General features: G+C 41.2%; 2 protein-coding genes. Both read right to left on the bottom strand.

Annotation, left to right across the window (positions count from 1 at the left end; translation table 11 throughout):
- A complete protein-coding gene (locus tag ACFIL8_RS10355; protein WP_375637680.1) occupies positions 1–516 on the bottom strand; it encodes a short-chain dehydrogenase in 516 nt (171 codons plus the stop codon).
- Between the two features lie 18 nt (positions 517–534).
- A complete protein-coding gene (locus ACFIL8_RS10360; RefSeq protein WP_273790873.1) occupies positions 535–1,098 on the bottom strand; it encodes an NADPH-dependent FMN reductase in 564 nt (187 codons plus the stop codon).
- Positions 1,099–1,355 lie beyond the last annotated feature (257 nt).

A 1,355-nucleotide genomic window follows, 5' to 3' on the forward strand; every position in this document is an offset into this window, starting at 1 on the left:
TCATAAGTTTTGTTTATTCATATGGTTTTTTATGGCATCCAGTACCTGTTGGCTTATCTCCTTATGGGTCAGCCATCGTAAACCTTTGGGCGTTGTTTTTTGTCCTAATTGAATGGGGATAAAATCAACCTTGTTTTTGCGCGCGCACTCGAGGATCATTTGATCATGCATGTTGGAACCAAAAATATGAAGAATACATGGCGGTTTAGGCAAAAGAGCCAACTGCTCAATTAATGCGCAAGAAAATGCATAGGCGGGCGAATGAATCCATAATATGCAATATTTTAGATCATGCCATTGCTTCACAGCTTCTAAAAATTGCGCCTTTGATGCCGCACAATCATAATCCAACGACACACACAACTGTTTGTTGTGCAATGCCTCAAGCTGGACTTTATGGGAAAGAAAGCGTGCAGCAATAATCACTTCTTGCGGCTTTAGTGATTGATACAAAGGGGCTAGCATCCCTGTGCCCCCTACCACTAAATAACGATAGTGCGCATCCTTTTTTTTCATGCCCCCTCCCTTATTACTTTAAATCCCACCTCTTTGCTTTAAAAATGTGTACATTTCATCAGCAAGTCTTTCACAACGTGTTTGTACCTCTTCACTTGTAACTTTCCAAGTACGACCTTCATCATCTGAGGAAAAATCTTCGTTGGAAGAGGCGATTTGACATTGGAGTGTATAACCATAAAGCGTGTGTACCACCGGCACTAAATGTTCACACGGTTGTGCGCATTTTTTGGCCGTACTCCCATGAGAGATAAGCCCAACAGGTTTATTTAAAAAGGCATTATAGCTCAAATTATCAAGAGCATTTTTTAAAACACCCGAATAAGACCCTTGATAAACGGGGCTTGCTAGAATAACGCCATCAGCCGCTGCAATGGTTTTTACAAACTCACGGACCGCAGCACTTGGATTAGCCTCTACCTGCTGATGATAATCTGGATCTGTCATCGGCAAGGGCTGTTCACGCAAATCAACCCACTGAAGTGATGCACCCCGCTTTATGAGGCAATCCGCTAAATAATTGGCTAAAGTTCTTGTTAAGGAAGGTTGACGCACAGACCCCAAAATAATTGCTATATTCAACAGGATTCTCCTTTATCTTTTCCCCACAAGCCTATAACGCAAGGCTTATAAAGAAGTGTGAGTAAAATGGCGCGTATCATTATGCTGTTTATAAAGAGCAATTGTGCTGATATCGCATGATCATAGAATCAATCCATGCTAACAAGATTGTTGACAAAACAACACCTCAAACTTGCAAGGGAATGTTAGTGCTTTCATTAATATTAAAATGCTTGATCTCAAGAATTGCGGCTGTCTCTCTGTCTTAGAAGCGCTTT

This window comes from Bartonella sp. AP57NXGY, from assembly GCF_042195805.1.
In the GTDB taxonomy this organism is placed as follows: domain Bacteria; phylum Pseudomonadota; class Alphaproteobacteria; order Rhizobiales; family Rhizobiaceae; genus Bartonella.

Bases quoted from the DNA above. Each gene is read 5' to 3' on its own strand.
- ACFIL8_RS10355 (WP_375637680.1), bottom strand. From the start codon at position 516: ATGAAAAAAAAGGATGCGCACTATCGTTATTTAGTGGTAGGGGGCACA.